Below are 17680 nucleotides of genomic sequence, written 5' to 3'. Positions count from 1 at the left end.
TGATCGGTCACTTGCTTTACGGTTGATGCTGAAGAACCACAGTTGACATCGCGATGACGAAGCAGGTGACGAAGTGGACGCCCTGGATCGGGCCATACTGATCGAGCTCGACGCGGACCCCCGGCTGTCCACGGCTGAGCTGGCCCGCCGTGTCGAGGTCTCGGTACCCACCGCACGGGACCGGGTACGGCGCCTGCGGGAGGACAACGTGATCCGCGGCTACCGCCTCGACGTGAATCCGGCAGCGCTGGGCTACCCCGTGGCCGCCTTCGTCCGGGTCCGCCCCGGCCCGGGACAGCTGCCGAAGATCGCCGAGCTGGCACGGAGCCTGCCTCAGGTCAGTGAGTGCCACCGCATCACCGGCGAAGACTGCTTCCTGATCAAGGTCCATGCCACCGACCTCAACACCTTCGAGGAGGTACTCGACCGCTTCCTCCTCCATGGGCAGACCACCACCTCGATCATCCAGTCCACCCCCGTACCACCGCGTACGCCAGGGCTCTGACACCAGGGCCGTGGTCCTGAAGAGGGCCAACGCCCCTCAAGGGCCGCGTGGATCGGGCTGATGACGGGCTGACCGCCACTGGCGAGTTCACGCAGGGACCACCCCCCTGGGGGGCGGCCGCCACCGGTACCCGGGTAGCCGTCCGCCCCCCTCCGAACCTTCACAATGCCTTCCCCTGGCGCACCCGGCCCCGTATCGTCGTGCCGGGGGTGACCAACTCCCCGCTACGGGGGTAGTGGGCTGATGTCCGAGCAACGCGAGCGCGTGACGCGCGCGTCGGCGTCGACGTGGGGGCGCGGTGCGATTCCCGCCGCCGGTCCGGCCACGCTCAGTCTGGAGCGCCGGGCCCTGCTCGTCACCGTGGCCCTACGGCTGTCCAGCGCGGCGGTGGCCGCGGTGGTCGCACTGCTCGGGCTGGCGTCGGCCGCGAACCCCACGTGGGTGCTGCTCTCCGTCACCGGAGTGCTGGTCTGGGCGGGCTCGTTCGGCGTCCACTCACTTCGCGAGGGCCCGAACTTCCGGCTCGGCGTGATGGATGTCGCGATCTGCGCCGCGCTCTGCCTGCTCCACGGCCGCCTGGTGCCCGGGTCCGTGCTGACGGCGAGCGCCGGCAGCGGGTGGGTCGACCTCGTGGCCAGCGCCACCGTGCTCAACGCGCAGTACTTCCTGCGCCAACCCCACGGGCTCCTGGCGACCGCCGTGATCACCGCGACCTACACGATCGGTGCCCCGGGCCTGCGGGAGGCACCCCTCGTGCTCGCGCTCCAAGGCATCCTGAGCGCCGGGATGTTCGTCCTGCTGCGCCGCGCCGCCGGCTCGGCGGACTCCGTGCTGGCGGCCGAGGCCGTGGCGCAGGCGAATGAGATGGCCAGGGCGGCGGCCCGCACGGACGAACGCGACCACCAGCGGCGACTGCACGACACCGTGCTCGCCACGCTCACCATGGTGAGCACCGGCGCCATCGCCGACCGTTCCGACACCCTGCGTCGCCGTGCGCTGGCCGACCTCCGCGTGATCCAAGGCCTGGCGGACGAAGCGGACGAAGCAGACGGAGCCGACGGGGCGGACGAAGCCGACGGCGCGTCGGCCGCTCCCGCGCCCCTGGTCCCGTTGGACGAGGCCCTGCGCGCCGCGGCCTCAGCGCCACGGCCTGGACTTCCCACGCTGACCGTGGAGTTCGGGCTCGCGCCGGTGCGGCTGCCCCACCCGGTCGTGACCGCCCTCGCCGAGGCCGTCGCGGAGGCCCTGACGAACGTCGCCCGGCACGCCGGCACCTCGGCGGTCCAGGTGCGCGCGGAGGCGGTCGGCGCCGGCGTCGTCGTCCTCGTGCTCGACCGAGGACGCGGCTTCGATCTCGCGGCTGTGCCCGCGCACCGCAGAGGGCTGCGCGAGTCGATCGTGGGCCGGATGGCGGCGGTGGGCGGCGGCGCGTGGATCGAGGCACGGCCGGGCGACGGGGTCCGCGTCATGCTGCGGTGGCCCGCGTCAGGAGCGCCGTGAGCGCGCCGCCGGGGGAGTTGATCGCGGTCCGCTACACCCACGTGATCAGCGTCGTGGTGGTGGTCATCGTCGCCATCTGGCACTTCGGCTACGACTCCATGGTCCTGGTCCGCGGCTGGTCGCGGTACGAGCCGGCGTGGGCGGCCCTCGCGGCCTGGCTGGTGCTCTCCGTCGTCCAGTTGATCGGATCCACGCTGCTGCTGCGGTCCGCGCTGCGTGGCCGCGCGGCCCAAGCGCTGACGTTCGTCGCCCTGCTGGCCGGGGCCGTCGCCGTCGCGACGTATCCCAAGGGCCAGGCGATCAGCGACCTCAGCTGGGCCGCCAACACGGTGGGCTGGTTCGGCGTGCTGCTGCTGTTACAGCGCCCGATCCACGAGCTGGTCGCCCTGTTGAGCTGCACCGTCGCGATGACGGTGATCGCGCTCGGAGTGAGCGGCGAGTTGGACACCCCGGTGTCCTGGGCCCGGCTGATCACCACCTCCTTCACCACCGCCGGCATCCAACTCACCTTCGCCCTGCTCACCCGGCAGTTACACCACGCCGCCGAACTCGCGACCCGCGCGGCACGGGCACAGGCGGACCGCATGGCCCGCCAGGTGGCCGAGGAGACCAGGCACGCCGAGCGACGGCGGCGTTACCGCTACATGCGCGACCGGATCGCACCGCTGCTCCGTGACCTGGCCGACGGGCGGGCGCACCCGGGGCACGACGCGGTGCGGCGGTCGAGCGCGATCGAGGCGGCGCGGCTGCGCCGCCTGTTCGCCGAGACAGAGGCCGCGGCCCATACCCTGCTGCACGAACTCCGGGCCTGCGCCGACATCGCCGAGCGCCGGGACGTGGACGTCACGTTCGTCTGCTACGGGGAACTGCCCGACGTGCCCGTGGCGGTTCGCCGGTGGCTCACCGAGGGGCCGCTCCTGGCGCTGGCGTCAGCGGAGGTCAGCGCCCGGGTGACCGTCGTCGCGGCGGCCGGCGAGGTCACGGTGAGCGTGGTGGCCGACGCCGCGGCCCCCGGCACGCTACGCACGTCCGGTTCGACCGACACATCGGTGATATTCGACGAGAAGGAGAACCTGCTGTGGCTGGAGACTCGATGGCGCGTCCCCAGACCGCGTTCGACGTCTGCATCATCGACGATCACCCGGTGGTGATCGACGGCGTCCGAGCCTGGCTTGCCGAGGAGCCGAGGGTGCGCGTCAGACACACCGGCGAGACCATGGCGGACCTGCGCTCCGGCGTGGCGGACGTCCTGATCGTGGACCTCAACCTCAACGGGCGACTCGTGCTCCCGGACATCGGCGCGCTCGCCGCGGCCGGTCAACGGGTCGTCGCCTTCTCGCAGTTCACCGACGAATCGCTGGTGATGGACGTGCTGGACATGGGTGCCAGCGGATTCGTCGCCAAGAGCGAGGGACAGGCGCACCTGCTCCACGCGGTGCGCGCCGCCGCTGCCGACCGACCCTATGTGCCCCCTACGACGGCCGGTGTCCTGGTGTGCGACCGCAGCCCAGTGCGTCCCCAGCTGTCCCCCCAGGAACGGACGTCGCTTCTGTGGTGGTTCCAATCCATGTCCAAGGCGTCGGTGGCCCGCCGCATGGGCGTGTCCGTGCACACCGTGGACATGTACATCAAACGGGCCCGGGTCAAGTACGCCCAGGTCGGCCGGGCCGCACCGACGAAGGCGGACATGCTGGCCCGCGCGATCGAGGACGGCCTGGTCACCCCCGGCGAGGTCGCGAACTCCGTCCGGCGGACGCCGCCGTCGACGTGATCACCGCCCGCCGCCGGCTACTCGGCGCGGGAGAAGTGGCGCGCCGCGAGCGCCAGGGCGGCGAGGCCGAGGGCGCACATCACCATCAGCTCGACCACGAGCGGTGGTGCCCAGCCGCCCCAGTCGGGCCCGGGCGGGAGCGCGCCGCTCGGCGCGCCCCAGGCCACGGTCTGCCGCAGCGCGTCCACCGCGTAGGTCAGCGGGTTGACGTGTGTCAGCGCGGCGAGCCACCACGGCAGTCCGGCCACCGAGAACAGCGCGCCCGACAGGAAGAACAGCGGCAGCATGGCCACGCCGAGCGCGGACTGGAACGTCTCGATCCGGGTGATGCAGACGGCCGCCAGGGTCACGAACGCGGTCAGGGTGAACGCCACCAGCGCCAGCTCCCCCAGCAACGCGAGCAGTAGTAGTGGGTCGTAGGGCAGGCCGGCGAAGCCGGCGAAGGCGAGTAGCAGTCCGCCCTGCGCGGTCGCCGTCGCCGCGCTGCCCAGGCACTTGCCGACCAGAATGGTGCCCCGCCGAACCGGCGCGACCAGCACGGCGCGCAGCAGCCCCGTCTCGCGGTCGCGGACGATGGACATCCCGGCGTTCAGCGCGGGCATCTGCACGGCCATCAACAGGATCCCGGGGTAGACGTACGTCAGATAGTCCCCGGTACCGGACGCTGACCCGACCATGCCGCTCAACCCGGTCCCGAGCACCACGAAGTAGAGCAGGGGATTCAGCAGCGTCAGTCCCGTCTGGACGGGACTCGCGACCAGCCGGGTCATCTCCCGTCGGCACAGCGCCAGCAGCGCCGCCAGCTCGGCGGCGCGCCGGCCGGTCGGCCGCGTCGTGAGCCGGCCGGGGCGCTCCGCGGTGGACTCCAGCACGTCGGCTCCCTTTCCTCTTCCTCTTCCTCTTACGGATTCCGCATGGAACGGCCGGTGTGGTGCAGGAAGACGTCGTCCAGGCTCGGCCTCGTGACCGTCACCGATGTGATGCCCGAGGTGAGTTGGGCACACAGCCGCGGTACCCAACGCGCCCCGTCCGCCGTCCTGACCCGCACGCCGTCCGGACCGACCTCGGCGTCCAGACCGAACAGCTCGCGGATGGACCGGGCCGCTTCCCGGTCGTCGCCCGTCCGCAGGCGCACGACGTCGGCGCCGATCGCCGACTTGAGCTCGTGCGGCGTCCCCTGCGCGACGAGGCGGCCGTGGTCCATCACGGCGATCCGGTCGCAGTGTTCGGCCTCCTCCAGGTAGTGAGTGGTCAGGAAGACGGTGACCCCGTCCTGCCGACCGAGCTCGTGCAGCTTCTGCCAGACCTGGGCCCGGCTCTGCGGGTCGAGTCCGGTCGTCGGCTCGTCGAGGAACAGCACCCGCGGCCGGTGCATCAGGGCCCGGGCCACCTCCAGCCGGCGCCGCATGCCGCCGGAGTAGGTGCCCACCGGCGCGTCGCGCCGGTCGGTCAGCCCCACCATCTCCAGCAGAACCCGCGCCTGAGCGTGCACGTCGCGCCGGGGCATCCCGTACAGGCGGGCGTGGAAACTGAGGTTCTGCCACCCCGTCAGCTGCTGGTCGGCGGTCGGATCCTGGAAGACGACGCCGATCCTGCGCCTGACCTCGTCCGGCCGGCGCGCGACATCGATCCCGGCCACGGCCGCCTGTCCCGCGCTCGGGCGCAGCAGGGTGGACAGCATGCCGATGGTGGAGGACTTGCCGGCGCCGTTGGGGCCGAGGAAGCCGAAGTTCTCCCCCTCGGCGACCGTCAGGTCCAGGCCGTGCACCGCCACGGCGTCGCCGTAGACGCGCCGCAGGCCGCGCGTGTGGATCGCCGCGTCGGGCCGGTCGACGTTCATCGGCGGGGCGGCACGGACATGATGACGTGGAAGGCACGAACGTGGCCGGCGTCCTCGCCGACGGGCTCGCCGTCCACGGCCACCCAGGCATGTGCCGCGAAGGGCTCGGTGACCACACCGGTGCACCACTGGGGCCAGGTGCCGCCCAGCCGGCACAACAGCGCGGTGGCGATGGACCGTTGCAGGCAGCGCGGGCCCGCGCAGGCCAGGCTCACGTACACCACCGCGTTGCGCGCCCGCAGCGCCTGTGGCGCGCTCGCGGGGCGCGCGCCCCGGCTCGCGAACGCCAGTACCCGGCGCAGCCTGGCCGGCGGCAGCAGAGTCAGCAGGCGCGCCATGCCCGCGGCGAGCCGGGCCGGCGGGCGTAGGCGCCACGGCGGTGCGCTGGCCGACTCGAGGCGCAGGGTCGCGCCGCTCACGGGTGGATCACCTTGGCCATGCGCAGGGCCTCGAGCAGGCCGTCCACGTGGTCGGTGGCCTGGTGGGGGGCGTCGGGGAAGCGCCGCAGCAGCGTCCGGGCGGCCTCCTCAGGCGACTCACCGTCCAGCAGGCAGCGCAGCACCACGGATCCGGTGCGATTCAGCATCCAGTAACGGCCGTTGCGTTCGTCGAGCAACACCGTGCCGTTCTCGGTGTCGGCGACGGACACCCCGGGCGCCAGGGCGAAGGTCATCGTGCCTCCTTACGTGGTTCGGGACGTGGGGGTCGCGGCGGTCGTGCCCGCGGGGGACACCGCCCGCAGCCACAACTCGCAGGCGAGGGTGGGATCGAAGGGCATCAGTGGCCGGGTGTCGGCATGGGTGCCGATGAGCACGCGGCGCAGCGCCGCCGCGTCGATCAGGCCCATCCGGGCCAGGAGCGTGTCCCCGGCGAAGTCGAGCAGTTCGCCGCGGCGCCGGCGCAGTCCGGCGTACAGGGTGGGACTGGCGTCGTCCTTGCCGGTCCGGTGCAGGATCCCGGCCGGCACCACACCGTCGAGCGCCCGCGCGAGCACGGGCTTGAGCCGCTCCGGGGCCACGCGATCGGCCAGGCGCACGGAGAGCACGGCCTCCAGCACCCGGTCGTCGGTGTACGGAGCGTGGAAGGTGACGCCCGCGTGCGCGCCGATGCGTGAGTTGCGGCGCATGGCCGAGCCGTTGACCCGATTGATCCAGATCATCTCGTGTTGGACCGGGAGCGCGGCCAGCGGTTCGGGGCCGGCGGCGACGGCCTCGCGCAGCAGACGACGGACGGTCGCCGCGGCGTCCGGGGTGATCCAGGGCGGGAGCTTCGGCGAGATCTCCCAGTACGCGCCCGAGCCCCAGGCCCGTTCCGCGGCGAGCCCGTCCACCTGGGTGGACAGCCAACGCGGATAGGACGGCGCGGACGCCAGCGTGCGCATCGTCGTGGCCAGGGACCAGCGGCGCCTGGAGCGCAGCGCGCGCACATGCGGCAACGCCGCCGACGGCGCGCGCCGGATCAGCCCGTGCAGGCACATCACACCCGGGAGGAACAACTCGTCGCCTCCGACGCCCTGGAGATGACGGCGCGCGCCCCAGGAGGAGACGAGGGCGGCCTGGTGCTCGACGGTGGCCCGGGCCCGGACGAACATCAGCGGGCCCTCCCGGTCGTGCGGGGTGTGAGCGAACGGCGCGTACCAGTCCGGTGTCTCCGCCGGCGGCACCACCACGTGGTCGGCCCGCGGCAGTTCGGCCGCCGCCCGGCGCGCCCAGGCCAGATCCTCACCGCGTCCGCCGTGCGCCTCGTAGTGCAGCGTCACCAGGGGCGCGCCGCCGGACGCGTCGGCGACGAAGCAGAGACTCGTCGAGTCGAGACCGCCGGACAGGTCGGCGCTCACCACGGGTTGGCCCGCGGAGCGCGCCGCCACGGCGTCGAACAGCGCCTCGCGGACGAAGGCGCCGTCGCCCAACGGGCGTTCGGGCGCGGGCGGCGTCCACCAACGCCGGGTGCGCCCGACGCCGTTCCGATCGATCTCCAGGCAGTGTCCGATGCGGGGGCTGCGCACCCCGCGCCACACCGAACGCTCGCTGAGCGGCCAGGGAGGCCCGAACGGAGACAGGAGTTCGAGCGCGACCCGCTCCTCGTCGACGCCCGCGCCGACGCGGTCGGCCAGCGTCTCCGGGCGGTCGGCCGCCATCGTCACGCCGGCGACCGTGGTGTGGAAGACCTGGCACGCGGTGGACAGCGTGCCCTGGACGCGGACGTCGCCGTCGAGCGACGCGACGAGGTGGAAGCTGCCGGCAGCCAGGCGGGCGAGGTCGTCCAGGTCCGCCAGGGTGCGGACCCGGCCCAACCGGGCGGCCAGGGCGTCCGGTCGCACGGATGCGCAGCCGAGCAGGACAACGCGCCGCGGGCCGGCGGAGACGGACACGATCTCGTCGTCCCGCCAGTCGCCCACGAGCCAGGGCCGACCGGAATGGTGCTCGATCACCCTGGGGCGCGGCAACCCGGGGGTCGGGGCCAGCGCGAGAGCCTCAGCGCCGGCCGGATGGTCGGGCAGTACCACGAACTCCATGCGTATCCTCCACCGAAGTGCCAGAGTGGAGTGGCCCGACCGGCATGTGGCGTCGGTCGGGCCACTCTCATGCTGGAGCGAAGGGCGCGGTACGGCGGGGGCGTCGGACTGCCACCCCGGCGGTACCACCCGTTTCGCTCAGCCCCGCGGGCCTACGGGTGGCTCAGAACCACCAGGCGCCCCACGGGCTGTCGAGCCAGTAGCCCCGCGACGTGAGCTGGGTGAGTTCGGCGAAGTCGCCGACCTCGATCAGGGCGGGAACCTCGTACGCGCTTTCGTTGGCCACGAAAGCCACCTCCTTGGGTGAGTGCGCCCGGGCATCCCGGGCGCTGGATGACGGTCAGGCGGGATGGCCCCGGTTCGTTCACCCGGGCCGTCCGCCAGGGACAACGCTATGGACGGGGCCGTCCCCGCGCACGACCCCTGTTCGGGGAACACGCCCTGGGGAGGGGGTGGTTGCCCGCCCAGCCGGGGGGCGGCCGTCCGCGAGGACGCCGTGGATCGGAACGCGATCGACTTCCCAGTCCACGGAACAGCGGCTCTCGCAGAGTCAGAGCGGAGGCGACATCGTTTCCGCCGCTGGCCCAGCACCTGGAGACGATCATTTCTGCGCACTACCGGAACACGAAGCGCCCCAGCTACAAGGAGATCGCGAAAGAGATCGAACAGGTAACCGGTAGTTCCTTCTCCAACACATACCTGAGGGAGTTGGCGACCGGCCGCAAGCAGAACATCACGGCCGACCCGACGCACACCTTGAGGCCGTCCTCGCGGTGATGGACGCCCTCTCCGACAAGCCGATTGGTGACGACCGGCCAACCGAAGCCGTCCAGGGCGCGCCGCCAACTCATTGGGGCTGGACTCGACTTCGGCATGACTTCTTCGCGGTCCACCTGGCACCAAGCGAAGCAGGGAAAGGCTGACGTGAGTGGTTACGTCTTCCGTCGATGCTCTCTTCGAGAAGGAGAAGCGGAGCAGCGGATGACGACCACCGGGGAACACGTCCGCTTGGGGGCACGCTGCCGGAAGATCCTCGACGACCTGAACGTCCCGCGATCCAGCTCCCTGGAAGCCCTCGTGAAGTGGATAGAGGCTCTGCGGGGCCGGCCGTTGATCCTCAAGGAACTGCCGCAGCAGGCCGCCAGTGCCGGGGCGTGCGGTCTGTGGCTGGGCACCGATACCGCGGACTTCGTCTTCTACGAGGCGCGGACCGCTCCGTCGCACCGTGAGCACATCATCCGGCACGAACTCGGCCACATGCCGGCCGAGCATCACGCTCCGCGCGACGACGAGGACGGCGTCGGCAGTGGGGTGGAGAACCTTCTGACCGGTCTCGAGCCCCGTCTGATCAAGCGGAGTCGGGATGAGGGTCGATGACCTTCCCGGTCAGAGCACTGGCCAAGCGCCCCTACGACCTCCGCCATGCGGCCGTGTCCCGGTGGCTCAGTTCCGGCGTGGACCCGCAGACGGTCGCGAAGCGCGCCGGCCACAGCGTGGCTGTGCTCTTCCGGGCGTACGGGAAGTTCATCGACGACAACGACGACTTGGGTACACCATAGTGCCGCGGCCTACGACGCCTGGACTCCGAGACCGGGCGTCGGGCTCCTGGCGGCCACCCCCGGCCCTCGCCGGTCAACCGGTCCTGGGGCGGGCAAGCCCGAGGTCGTAGGCGAAGATCACGGCCTGGATGCGGTCGCGGGCGCCGATCTTGGCCAGGATTCTCCGGACGTGGCTCTTGACGGTGGACTCGGCCAGGACGAAGTGGGCGGCGATCTCGGTGTTGGTCCAGCCCTTCCCGACGGCCACGAGGATCTCGCGCTCCCGGTCGGTGAGGGCCTTCAGTCTCGCTTCCTGAACCGCGGCCTCGACGGGCCGCGGAACGTGCTGCGCGTACTCGTCCAGGAGGCGGCGGGTGAGTGCGGGGGCGATCACGGCGTCGCCCGCGGCGACGGCCCGGATGCCGGCGAGGAGTTCCTCGGGACGCGCGTCCTTCAGGAGGAAGCCGCTGGCGCCCGCCCGGAGGGCGGCATGCACGTATTCGTCGAGGTCGAAGGTGGTCAGCACGAGAACACGGGAGCGGTCGCCGGCGTCGACGATGCGGCGGGTGGCCTCGATGCCGTCCATGCCGGGCATGCGGACGTCCATGAGCACGACGTCGGGACGTAGTTCCGCTGCCAGGCGGACGGCCTCGGCGCCGTGCGCGGCCTCCCCGAGCACGGCGATCTCGGGGACGGACTCCAACAGCATGCGGAACGCGTAGCGCTGGAGCTGGTGGTCGTCCACGATGAGCACGGTGGTCACTGGACACCACCCTGAGGGGTGAGGTCGAGGATGACCTCCACGTTCCAGCCGCCGGCGGTCGCGGGTCCCGCGTGGACGATCCCGCCGTAGAGTGCCGCTCGTTCCCGCATGCCCACCAGGCCGTGTCCTTCCTCGTCAGGCGGTGTGGTCGGGCCCGGCGAGCCGGTGTCCCGCACCCGGATCTCCAGCCGGGTGTCCTCCACGGCGATCGACAGGCTCACCCGGGTGTCGGCACCAGCGTGCTTGAGCGTGTTGGTGAGGGCCTCCTGGACGATGCGGTAGGCCGTCAACTGCACCCCTCTGTCCAGGGTGTCCATGTCGCCGACGGTACGGTAGACGACCTCAGGACCGGCGGCCCGCACACCGGCACACAACAGGTCGATGTCCGCGATCCCGGGCTGTGGACTGAGCATGGCCCCGGACGTCGGGGTGTCCGCCGCCTCGCGCAGCACGCCGAGCACCCTGCGCAGTTCGCCGAGGGCCTGCCGGCCGGTGTCTCCGATCAGGTTCAGCGCCTCCTTGCCGCGTTCCGGGGTCGCGCCGGTGGCGTACGCCCCCGCGTCGGCGAGGGAGACGATGACGGCCAGGTTGTGCCCGACGATGTCGTGCATCTCGCGGGCGACCCGGGCTCGTTCGGTCGCGGTCGCCAGCCTGCTGCGCTGGTCGCGCTCGATCTCCAGCTGGGCCGCCCGCTCCCGGAGCCCGGCGAGCTGGGCCCGGCGAATCCTGATCACCAGGCCGAGCGCGAAGGCCGCGGTCGCCGTGGACAACAGGAAGAACAGCGCCCCCCAGACGGACACGGACGGGGACACCCGGAGCGCCACCAGCACTATCGCGCCCGCCATGACGGCGCAGGCCCAGGGCAGCTGCGGCAGCCGTCCGTGCAGGGCCACGCTGTACAGGGCGACGAAGAGGGCGACGTCCGCGTACAGTACGACGTCGAGTGACCACTGGAGCAGGAACACGGCCGTGATGACGCCGAAGGCGACCAGCGGTTTCCGCCGCCGCCACAGGAGAGGCAGCACGAGACCTGCCTGTAGCGCCAGCGTCGCCGCCAGCGGCGGCTCGATGAGTGTGAGCCGCAGCTCGTCCGGGCCGTCGTCCCCCGAGCCCTCGGGCGCCAGGTCCGGCAGGCAGAACAGCACGACGGTCAGCACGACCAGCGTGGTGTCCAGCACCCACGGGCGGGCCCGGTCCGCCCGCCGCAACCGTTGTCCGACGCGGTTCAGCCGGGCGACCAACGGGCCCATGCCGCCGGCGTCGTCGATGCTCACGGATGTCACCTGTCTGTGGCCCGGGCGGGTCAGGCGTCGCTGCGCACGAGCCGGTACGCCGCGCCCGCCAGCACGAGGACCGTCCAGGCGAGGAACACCGCCAGGCCGGCCCCGGGGGACAGGGTAGAGGCGTCGTGTGTCAGGGCGAACATGGACTCCCCCGCGGTGCTCGGCAGGTAGGGGCTGATGTTGTCCCGCCAGGAGCCGGGCAGGAGCTGGACCAGCCCGGGAGCCAGGATCAAGACGCCGACCAGCACCGATATGCCGCCCGCCACTGACCGCAGCAGCGCGCCAAGACCCGTGCTGATCACCCCGATCAGGCCGAGGTAGAGCCCGGCCCCCAGCAGGCTCCGCGCGACACCCGCGTCCGACAGGCTCTGGGCCACCGAAGTGCCCGAAAGGATCCCGCCGCCGACCAGGAAGGCCACGAACGCGCCGACCGTGCCGACCAGGAGGCCCACCAGACCGTACAGCGCCGCCTTGGACCACAGCACCGGCAGCCTGCGCGGCACCGCCACGAGTGTCGAGCGGATCATGCCGGTCGAGTACTCGCCCGCCGTCACCAGCACGCCGAGGACACCGAGGGCCAGCTGCGCGAAGGGCACCCCGAACAGGGCCAGGTCCACGGCCGTGGCACCCTCGAAGTCGTCATCCAGATCATTCAGGCCGCCGGACTCGAACTGCCAGGCGGCGATCAGCCCGAAGGCCAGCAGGAACGACAGGCCGAGGGTCAGCGTGATCCACGTCGAGCGCAGGGACCACAGCTTGGCCCATTCCGAGCGCAGCACGCGCCGCCCGGTCACCCGGTAGCGGGGGCCAGACGGAGCGGACGGCTCCGGCCGGGGCTCGACGGTCGCGGTGAGAGTGCTCATGCCACCCTCCCGGGGGCGTCGTCGCGGGTCGTGGTTCCGTGGTACTCCACCGCGTCCCTGGTCAGGTTCATGAACGCCTCCTCCAACGACGCCGTCCGCGCGCTCAGCTCGAACAGCGGGATTCCGTGCTCCGCCGCCGTCAGACCGATCTCGCGGGTGGTGAGCCCGGTGACGTGCAGTTCCTCGGAGCCGACCTGTCCTGTGATGTCGACACCCGGCACCGCCAGAACGTCCCGCAACCGCGCCGGGTCCGGCGTCGCCACCTTCACCGTGCCGCCGCCCGCCTCGCGGACCAGGTCCCGCACGGTCGTGTCGGCCAGCAGCCGGCCGCGTCCCACAATGATCAGGTGGTCGGCCACCAGCGCCATCTCACTCATCAGATGCGAGGAGACGAACACCGTCCGCCCCTCAGCCGCGAGCCCCGTCAGCAGGTTGCGGATCCACAGCACGCCCTCCGGATCGAGGCCGTTGACCGGCTCGTCCAACATCACCGTCTGCGGATCGCCGAGCAGTGCCGCCGCGATGCCGAGCCGCTGCCCCATGCCGAGCGAGAAGGCCCCGGCCCGCTTCCTCGCCACACTGCCGAGACCCGCGAGGTCGATGACCTCGTCGACGCGGCCGCGGGGGATCCCGTGCGTCAGCGCGAGCGCCCAGAGGTGGTTGTACGCCGAGCGGCCCGGGTGGATCGATTTCGCCTCCAGGAGCGCGCCGACCTCCTGGAGCGGCGCCCGGTGCCCGGCGTAGGGCCGGCCGTTCACCGTCACGGAGCCGCTCGTGGGGGCGTCAAGACCGACGATCATGCGCATCGTGGTGGACTTCCCCGCGCCGTTGGGCCCCAGGAAACCGGTCACGGTGCCCGGCCTCACGGTGAAGCCAAGCCGGTCGACCGCGGTCTTCTCCCCGTACCTCTTGGTCAGTTGCCGTGCCTCGATCATTCGCGTCCCCTTCCGCTGCCTCGAGCGCCCGACGGGCGCCTCACCGGCAACGCTAGGGACCGAACGGGCCCGATCCGGTCGTACCGGGGGCTGAACCGCGGGGTGGACGTCGTACCGGGGTACGACGCCGGGGCATGCCGCCACCGGCTCCGCCGGCCCGCCCGCCGTTCCGCGGCCGACGGTGCGGAGCGACACCGCGGATCAGCGCCCGCGACTGCTCGGCCGTGTGGTCAACGGCCCGGGGGTCGCGCTTGCTACGGCACATGGCGACGGCGCCCTCGACCGCGACGACGAGAGGCGCGGCCTTGGGCCACCTGCTCGGGATCAGGTTCTCGGTGATCAGGGCAAGCACGGCCGCAGTCTGGTGGCGTTCTCCGGCTGCATGTACTGCGCAGCGACTCGCCCAGCCGAACTGCTCGAACTGCGGCCGAATCAGTGTTACCTCCCACGCCGCGGATTCGGCTACCCGCGGCTCCAGAAGACCGACCACGGTCCGGACGAGGTTGGACGGACCCGCAAAGGTCGCACGCATCGTGCCCGTCCCGCCCGTGCTCGTGGCCATACCGCGCTAACACATCAAGGCGTACGGCACCGCGCCTGACGGCCGCCTCTTCCGCACCCTGCGCGACGGACTGCTCCACGAGAGCGGCTACGGCCGGATCCGGGCCCCGCCCGGGAAGCCGTCCTGAGCCCAGCCGAGCTGGACTCGGCGCTCGCCAAGCGCCCCTACGACCTCCGCCACGCCTGCGTCTCGACCTGGCTCAGCGCTGGCGTGGCCCCACAGACCGCAGCCAAGGCGCCGGCCACAGCGTCACCGTGCTGCTCCGCGTCTGCAGGAGGTTCGTCAAGGACACCGACGACGCCGAGAACGCCAAGATCGCCGCCCGACTCGCAGCCTGAGAGCGGGCGATCAGCCCTCCGTTTCTGTCGACACGTACCCCACACGCGCTGGTCAGCACGCCAGTCGGCCGCCACCCGCGAGGCGACGACCGACAGCCAGGCGGCCGGGTTACGGATCCTCGCCCGGGCCGGATCGGCACCGGCGGCCAGCAACTTCACCCTGACCTGTTGGAGCGCGTCCTCCAGGTCGTCCCGGGCACGAAGAACGTCTTCGGCGTGCGGTCCGAGGGGAAGGACCGGCCGGACCCCGATCATCTGGAACAACGCCGCCCAACGGGTCATAGGCAGCCATCGCCGCAAATCAAGATCTACTACTGGTGGTCGTTCGGCGTACCTGGGTAAGCCCCACGTTGGACCGGTCACGCGGCACTACCAAGAGGCGTGCGGCGGGCAACGAACGATTCGGTGGCGAACAGGACGCCGAGGGCGGTGACGACGGCGGTGACGTGGACGCCTTGTGCGTGTCGACGCCGAGTACCACTTCGTCAGCGTCGGCGAGCTGGGCGAATTCGACGGATTTCGACAGGTTGGGCATGCTGGCCACGGCTGTTGAGATCGGTCGTCAACCCGGCGTGGGGCCTGCCACAAGATTGGGCTCTGCGGCGCGAATCTCCTGCTCGGTCATCAGCGTGTGGTCGGGCCGAATGTCCGCCAGCTGCAGCGCGAGTTCGAGATGAGGTCGACCGCGGGCTGACTCAGGTCCTCCGCCCGAGACTGCCCACCAGACCGCCGTTCCCGTCGTCGGCGTAGCAGCGGTGCCCGATGATGGCGGCCAGGACCCGGTTTCGGGTGCCGAGCTTGTCGTAGATGGAGCTCAGATAGTCCTTGACCGTGGCCGGGCTGATCACGAGCGCCCTGCCGATCTGGCTGTTGGAAAGCCCTTTGGCAAGCAGGTGGAGCACCTGGCGCTCGCGCTCGGTGAGCGAGAAGGCTGCGGCTTCCGCGCGCTCGTTGGCGTGCCCGAGCGGCAGGACGCCGATGACGCTCCGGTAGAGGTCGCCGGCCAGCACGCTGTCCCCGTTGGCAAGCAGCCGTACCGCGTCGATCAGGTTCCCCGGCGCCACCGTGCTGTGCAGCACCCCGGCGGCCCCCGCCCTGAGGGCCGCCACATCGGATGCCGAGTTCCAGGCTCCGACCAGCAGGAGCGTCCGGGGACCCGAGGGAAGCGCGATCAGCTCGGATAACTGGCGCAGCACCGGGTCGGACACCTCAGGACAGGAGATCAGTACCACGCGCGGGATGTGAAGGCGCGCTATGCCGACGGCCTGCGCACGGGTGCAGACCAACGGAGCGGCGAATCCGGCGACGCCGACGAGCGTCTGCTGGACACCCACTCTGATGAGCTGTTCGTCACTGGCGATCAATGTTCGGACCATCGGTCAGCCCCCCCAAGAAAGTCCCCGACGAGGATCCCCCAACGTGGCGGTGGACGCGACTCCCCGTTGATCGCCGCCCGGCCGATGTCGAGGATGCATCTCCGTTCCGGCCGAACGCAACGTCCGGCAGCTGTCCGGGACAGCCCACCGCTGTCCCGGACAGCAGTTCCCGCCACGGGGGGCTCGCGAATGACCGGGCCCAAGGTTTCCCCAATGTTGGTCCAACGCCGGTCCGCCAGGCTCACCGCAGAGCCTTCCTCCGGCCGACGACCGGCCGGGCGTGGCTCGTGCGCTGGTCCCCTGGACTGGCCGGATCTCGGGACGAGTCGTGAGGAGTGGTTGTGGTGGGTGACGACGCCCCCGTGGTGGAGCGGGTCGTGGAAAGCCAGCTGGCGGCCTTCAACCGGCAGGCGCTTGACGAGTTCATGGAATGCTACGCGGAATCCGTGGAGCTGCGGATCGACGGAGTGGTGGCCGCGTCGGGGAAGGAGGCGCTACGGGAGATCTACGCGCGGCAGTTCTCCGTGGCCCCGGTGCGGGCGGACGTCGTGCTGCGGATCCGGCAGGCCGAGTGGATCGCCGACCACGAGCTGATCGAGGGCGCCGCCGGCGGACCGACGATGTCCGTCCTCGCGCTCTACCGGGTGCGGGACGGGCTGATCGACCAGGTGCAGTTCTTCGGCCAGCGGGTGACGGAGTGATGGCGACGTCGACGTCCGCCCGGATCTCGCTGTTCTTCCCCGTCATGCCGCTGCGGCCCCAGCCCGTCGTCAACTTCGCGGAGCTGGTGCGCGACCGAGGGCTGGCCCGGCTCTGGATGGGGCAGAGCCTGTCCTACGACACCCACCACCTGTTCGCGTACCTCGCCGGTCGGGGGCTCCGCGTCCCCGTGGGCACTGCGGTGTCGGTGATGCCGCTACGGCATCCGCTCGAGGCGGCGATGGAAGCCCGATCGTTGGCGTTGCTCAGCGGGCAGCGGGTGGTCGTCGGCTTCGGCTACGGCAGCGCGGACATGGTCGCCCTGCTGCGCGGCTCCCGGTACGAAAGTCCGCTCACGGCGACCCGCGAGTACGTGTCGATGGTCCGCGCGCTGGTGAACGGTGAACTGGTCAGAGAAACCGGGAGGTACCACCACGTGGAGGGCATGCTTCCGCCAATGCCCTCAGGGCACCCCGGAATCGAGGTTGGAGCCGGCGTGCTGCGCCCCGGCATGGCACGGGTGGCCGGGGAGACGGCCGATGTTGCCATCACCTGGCTCACGCCGCTTCCGCACATCCAGGACGTCCTGGCACCCGCGATGCGGGAGGGGGCGAACAGCCGGCGACGCGCCGCCCCCCGGGTCGTCTCGATCGTGCACTTCGCCGTAGAGCGCCCGGGCCGCGACCCACGCGAGCTGGTGCTGACGGCCAACCGGGGGCATCTGAGTCTCCCGCACTACACGACCATGCTGCGCGGTGCCGGCGTCGAGGCCGATCCGTCGGATCCGGCAACCGGAGCGGCCGCCCTTGTGGACTCCGGCGTCTTCGTCTTCGGTACCGCTCAGGACGTCGCGTCACGCGTCGCCGAATATCTGCGCTCGGGCGTGGACGAGGTCGTGCTCTCTCCCGCGGGAGTTCTGATGCGGGAAGGCGTGAAGTCGGGGCTGGCCGATGTGGACGAGGTGGTCACCGAACTGGAGGACGCTGCCCTCTGACCCCTCTCCGACGGAATTGAATTGGCGCCCAAATGCGCGCCGAGTGAAATACACTCGGCCGCTTTGGCGTGCCATCAATTCCTTCGTTCCGGCCTTTTTCAATATCTCCCAAAAGGGCTTGCGGGTCGGCGAAGTGATGGCTATAAAAGTGATTGGGGGGCGTTCCGAAAATGCGCCACCAACCGTCAGGAAACGAAA

The 17680-nt window shown here is 71.2% G+C and carries 19 protein-coding genes and 1 pseudogene; 8 read left to right on the top strand and 12 right to left on the bottom strand.

The features are described from left to right. The first annotated feature begins 73 nt into the window (after positions 1-73). The 4 genes from ACFWI8_RS02950 (at position 74) to ACFWI8_RS02935 (ending at position 3776) form a co-directional block, all read left to right on the top strand. On the top strand, positions 74-505 hold the full coding sequence (locus tag ACFWI8_RS02950; protein ID WP_387084865.1) for an Lrp/AsnC family transcriptional regulator: 432 nt from the start codon (positions 74-76) through the stop codon (positions 503-505). Between the two features lie 243 nt (positions 506-748). Next, positions 749-2005 (top strand): sensor histidine kinase, encoded by a 1257-nt coding sequence (locus ACFWI8_RS02945; RefSeq protein WP_387084863.1) that lies wholly within the window; start codon positions 749-751, stop codon positions 2003-2005. After that, positions 2002-3156, top strand: a complete 1155-nt coding sequence (locus ACFWI8_RS02940; protein ID WP_387084861.1) for a hypothetical protein — start codon at positions 2002-2004, stop codon at positions 3154-3156. Before ACFWI8_RS02945 ends, ACFWI8_RS02940 begins: the two co-directional genes overlap by 4 nt. Beyond that, the gene (locus ACFWI8_RS02935; RefSeq protein WP_387084859.1) at positions 3099-3776 is read left to right on the top strand and encodes a response regulator; all 678 of its coding nucleotides are present in this window, start codon (positions 3099-3101) and stop codon (positions 3774-3776) included. Before ACFWI8_RS02940 ends, ACFWI8_RS02935 begins: the two co-directional genes overlap by 58 nt. A 17-nt stretch (positions 3777-3793) precedes the next feature. On the opposite strand, the gene ACFWI8_RS02930 is transcribed toward ACFWI8_RS02935, so the two are convergent. The 6 genes from ACFWI8_RS02930 to ACFWI8_RS02905 form a co-directional block, all read right to left on the bottom strand. Next, complete coding sequence (locus ACFWI8_RS02930) at positions 3794-4648, bottom strand: ABC transporter permease (RefSeq protein WP_387084857.1); 855 nt, start codon at positions 4646-4648, stop codon at positions 3794-3796. Positions 4649-4677: 29 nt separating this feature from the next. Next, complete coding sequence (locus ACFWI8_RS02925; protein ID WP_387084855.1) at positions 4678-5616, bottom strand: ATP-binding cassette domain-containing protein; 939 nt, start codon at positions 5614-5616, stop codon at positions 4678-4680. Continuing rightward, positions 5613-6035 carry a lasso peptide biosynthesis B2 protein gene (locus tag ACFWI8_RS02920; RefSeq protein ID WP_387084853.1) on the bottom strand — a complete coding sequence of 141 codons (423 nt, stop codon included), beginning with the start codon at positions 6033-6035 and terminating at the stop codon, positions 5613-5615. Before ACFWI8_RS02920 ends, ACFWI8_RS02925 begins: the two co-directional genes overlap by 4 nt. After that, positions 6032-6289 carry a lasso peptide biosynthesis PqqD family chaperone gene (locus ACFWI8_RS02915; RefSeq protein ID WP_387084851.1) on the bottom strand — a complete coding sequence of 86 codons (258 nt, stop codon included), beginning with the start codon at positions 6287-6289 and terminating at the stop codon, positions 6032-6034. Before ACFWI8_RS02915 ends, ACFWI8_RS02920 begins: the two co-directional genes overlap by 4 nt. Before the next feature lie 9 nt (positions 6290-6298). Continuing rightward, a complete protein-coding gene (locus ACFWI8_RS02910) occupies positions 6299-8131 on the bottom strand; it encodes an asparagine synthase-related protein (RefSeq protein WP_387084849.1) in 1833 nt (610 codons plus the stop codon). Between the two features lie 163 nt (positions 8132-8294). After that, positions 8295-8417 carry a lasso RiPP family leader peptide-containing protein gene (locus ACFWI8_RS02905; protein ID WP_387084847.1) on the bottom strand — a complete coding sequence of 41 codons (123 nt, stop codon included), beginning with the start codon at positions 8415-8417 and terminating at the stop codon, positions 8295-8297. 695 nt (positions 8418-9112) lie between these two features. Between ACFWI8_RS02905 and ACFWI8_RS02900 the strand changes: the two genes are divergently transcribed. Both ACFWI8_RS02900 and ACFWI8_RS02895 read left to right on the top strand, forming a co-directional pair. Further along, entirely contained in the window at positions 9113-9508 is a 396-nt protein-coding gene (locus ACFWI8_RS02900; RefSeq protein ID WP_387084845.1) for a regulator component, read from the top strand. A 17-nt stretch (positions 9509-9525) separates the two neighbouring features. Then, a pseudogene (locus ACFWI8_RS02895) lies at positions 9526-9690 on the top strand (site-specific integrase); the annotation flags it as partial. Positions 9691-9763: 73 nt separating this feature from the next. Here ACFWI8_RS02895 and ACFWI8_RS02890 read toward each other — a convergent pair. The 6 genes from ACFWI8_RS02890 to ACFWI8_RS02865 form a co-directional block, all read right to left on the bottom strand. Beyond that, positions 9764-10432 carry a response regulator gene (locus tag ACFWI8_RS02890; protein WP_387084843.1) on the bottom strand — a complete coding sequence of 223 codons (669 nt, stop codon included), beginning with the start codon at positions 10430-10432 and terminating at the stop codon, positions 9764-9766. Then, positions 10429-11715 carry a sensor histidine kinase gene (locus ACFWI8_RS02885; RefSeq protein ID WP_387084841.1) on the bottom strand — a complete coding sequence of 429 codons (1287 nt, stop codon included), beginning with the start codon at positions 11713-11715 and terminating at the stop codon, positions 10429-10431. Before ACFWI8_RS02885 ends, ACFWI8_RS02890 begins: the two co-directional genes overlap by 4 nt. A 20-nt stretch (positions 11716-11735) precedes the next feature. After that, on the bottom strand, positions 11736-12578 hold the full coding sequence (locus tag ACFWI8_RS02880; RefSeq protein WP_387084839.1) for an ABC transporter permease: 843 nt from the start codon (positions 12576-12578) through the stop codon (positions 11736-11738). After that, positions 12575-13513 (bottom strand): ATP-binding cassette domain-containing protein, encoded by a 939-nt coding sequence (locus tag ACFWI8_RS02875; RefSeq protein ID WP_387084838.1) that lies wholly within the window; start codon positions 13511-13513, stop codon positions 12575-12577. The genes ACFWI8_RS02880 and ACFWI8_RS02875 overlap by 4 nt, the downstream gene beginning before the upstream one ends. A 726-nt stretch (positions 13514-14239) precedes the next feature. Then, on the bottom strand, positions 14240-14695 hold the full coding sequence (locus ACFWI8_RS02870; protein WP_387084836.1) for a hypothetical protein: 456 nt from the start codon (positions 14693-14695) through the stop codon (positions 14240-14242). A 413-nt stretch (positions 14696-15108) separates the two neighbouring features. Next, positions 15109-15789 (bottom strand): DNA-binding response regulator, encoded by a 681-nt coding sequence (locus ACFWI8_RS02865; RefSeq protein ID WP_387084834.1) that lies wholly within the window; start codon positions 15787-15789, stop codon positions 15109-15111. Positions 15790-16133: 344 nt separating this feature from the next. Between ACFWI8_RS02865 and ACFWI8_RS02860 the strand changes: the two genes are divergently transcribed. Both ACFWI8_RS02860 and ACFWI8_RS02855 read left to right on the top strand, forming a co-directional pair. After that, on the top strand, positions 16134-16490 hold the full coding sequence (locus ACFWI8_RS02860) for a nuclear transport factor 2 family protein (protein ID WP_387084832.1): 357 nt from the start codon (positions 16134-16136) through the stop codon (positions 16488-16490). Beyond that, the gene (locus ACFWI8_RS02855; protein WP_387084830.1) at positions 16490-17482 is read left to right on the top strand and encodes an LLM class flavin-dependent oxidoreductase; all 993 of its coding nucleotides are present in this window, start codon (positions 16490-16492) and stop codon (positions 17480-17482) included. Before ACFWI8_RS02860 ends, ACFWI8_RS02855 begins: the two co-directional genes overlap by 1 nt. Positions 17483-17680 lie beyond the last annotated feature (198 nt).

The sequence above is a fragment of the Streptomyces sp. NPDC127098 genome (assembly GCF_042722465.1).
In the GTDB taxonomy this organism is placed as follows: Bacteria; Actinomycetota; Actinomycetes; order Streptomycetales; family Streptomycetaceae; genus Streptomyces; species Streptomyces millisiae.
Note: the sequence above shows the minus strand (reverse complement) of the source record. Positions and strands in the feature narration are given on the sequence as shown.

Coding starts and splice junctions, on each gene's coding strand:
- ACFWI8_RS02945 (WP_387084863.1), top strand. CDS start 749: ATGTCCGAGCAACGCGAGCGCGTGACGCGCGCGTCGGCGTCGACGTGG.
- ACFWI8_RS02935 (WP_387084859.1), top strand. CDS start 3,099: ATGGCGCGTCCCCAGACCGCGTTCGACGTCTGCATCATCGACGATCAC.
- ACFWI8_RS02925 (WP_387084855.1), bottom strand. CDS start 5,616: ATGAACGTCGACCGGCCCGACGCGGCGATCCACACGCGCGGCCTGCGG.
- ACFWI8_RS02915 (WP_387084851.1), bottom strand. CDS start 6,289: ATGACCTTCGCCCTGGCGCCCGGGGTGTCCGTCGCCGACACCGAGAAC.
- ACFWI8_RS02910 (WP_387084849.1), bottom strand. CDS start 8,131: ATGGAGTTCGTGGTACTGCCCGACCATCCGGCCGGCGCTGAGGCTCTC.
- ACFWI8_RS02900 (WP_387084845.1), top strand. CDS start 9,113: ATGACGACCACCGGGGAACACGTCCGCTTGGGGGCACGCTGCCGGAAG.
- ACFWI8_RS02880 (WP_387084839.1), bottom strand. CDS start 12,578: ATGAGCACTCTCACCGCGACCGTCGAGCCCCGGCCGGAGCCGTCCGCT.
- ACFWI8_RS02875 (WP_387084838.1), bottom strand. CDS start 13,513: ATGATCGAGGCACGGCAACTGACCAAGAGGTACGGGGAGAAGACCGCG.
- ACFWI8_RS02870 (WP_387084836.1), bottom strand. CDS start 14,695: ATGACCCGTTGGGCGGCGTTGTTCCAGATGATCGGGGTCCGGCCGGTC.
- ACFWI8_RS02865 (WP_387084834.1), bottom strand. CDS start 15,789: ATGGTCCGAACATTGATCGCCAGTGACGAACAGCTCATCAGAGTGGGT.
- ACFWI8_RS02855 (WP_387084830.1), top strand. CDS start 16,490: ATGGCGACGTCGACGTCCGCCCGGATCTCGCTGTTCTTCCCCGTCATG.